Here is a 1,350-nt window from a genome sequence, read left to right as displayed (position 1 = left end):
ACGGCGATCAGTTCACGCTCTTCGGCCTCGCGGGCCGAGACCGGCTGCTTGAGCCACTTGTAGTAGCCCTGCTTGGAGAATCCCAACACCCGACACGCGACCGCCACCGCCACCCTCACGGGGGCACCGACCGCGGCCATCTCCTTCACGAGCGGGTAGATCATTTTGGGGGCGTGATGAGCCTGCGACAGATACGCCGCCGCTCCCCGTAGGACCTCGTTCTCCATCCCCAACTCACGGATCCGGCGTCACGCCTGAGCCATGTCCTTGCGCTGCTCACGATCGGTGGTCGGGGTCATCCCATGGGACTGGAAGCCAGCGTCGCGGACCCAGGCTTGGAGGGTAATTTTGGCCATCCCCATGTCCTCGGCGACCTGCTTCTGCAGGATTCCTGAGACGACAAGCGCGACCGCGTCGCGCTTGAACTCGTCGGTGTAAGCGATCTTCGCCATGGATGCCATCCTTTCAGCACGACCCTTTCGAGGAAGTCATGCGGTCTTGGAGTCAACCAAACCTTCAACGGACCCCAACCTGTGAAGAGCCTGATGACCGGCGCTGACGTCGTTGAGTTCGTCGACTACCACTGATACCGGCACAATCGAACCGGTTCACCCAGGAGAGTTCCTGATGGTCCACTTCATCGAGGGGTGAGGCGTAGTCGTCGTGCGCCACGTCAACAGGTTGCCACGATCAAACCGTTCGAAGTCGCCTCAACGGTCGTGCTCAGCTCGTGCCGTTGGGTGTCTGCGCCCAGCGCCACAATAATGTGTCGCGTACTGGTTGCGGCGTCAGCAACGTAGCCTGACACTTGAGATATGACAATTTGGACATTATCGAACGACTGGTTCGATCGACACACAACCCAAGATCTCACCTATCGCGTCCGGGTGCGGGTCATGACGCCAGGTGCATTGGACGCCGCATGGGCACGAATCGTTGATGAACACGGCGCTGACGAAGCCGGTGTTGTACCGATCGGTGGCGCGGCGCTCATACGGGTAAACGACCGGGAAGCTGAGGCTATTAGCGGGGGAGAAGACGCGCTCGATTCCCTCGAATGGGCGGTTAACGAGGTTCTCGGTGAAGTTCTCGAAGGAGCTGAGGTGCTCGTCGTTGCCGAAGAGCGCGCCCTCGTGACCGATGCGGACGAGCCGGGTCTTGAATGACCTGGGGTCCGTTGAAGGTTTGGTTGACTCCAAGACCGCATGACTTCCTCGAAAGGGTCGTGCTGAAAGGATGGCATCCATGGCGAAGATCGCTTACACCGACGAGTTCAAGCGCGACGCGGTCGCGCTTGTCGTCTCAGGAATCCTGCAGAAGCAGGTCGCCGAGGACATGGGGATGGCCAAA

1 protein-coding gene and 1 pseudogene are annotated in these 1,350 nt (G+C 60.1%); one reads left to right on the top strand and one right to left on the bottom strand.

The window, feature by feature from the left end; translation table 11 throughout:
- A pseudogene (locus CYJ26_RS11095) lies at positions 1–452 on the bottom strand (transposase); the annotation flags it as partial.
- Positions 453–815: 363 nt separating this feature from the next.
- Between CYJ26_RS11095 and CYJ26_RS10490 the strand changes: the two are divergent.
- Complete coding sequence (locus CYJ26_RS10490; RefSeq protein WP_024036856.1) at positions 816–1,166, top strand: hypothetical protein; 351 nt, start codon at positions 816–818, stop codon at positions 1,164–1,166.
- The last annotated feature ends 184 nt before the right edge of the window (positions 1,167–1,350 follow it).

The sequence above is a fragment of the Actinomyces urogenitalis genome (assembly GCF_002861525.1).
Taxonomy (GTDB): domain Bacteria; phylum Actinomycetota; class Actinomycetes; order Actinomycetales; family Actinomycetaceae; genus Actinomyces; species Actinomyces urogenitalis.
This window is presented reverse-complemented; position numbering and strand designations above follow the sequence as displayed.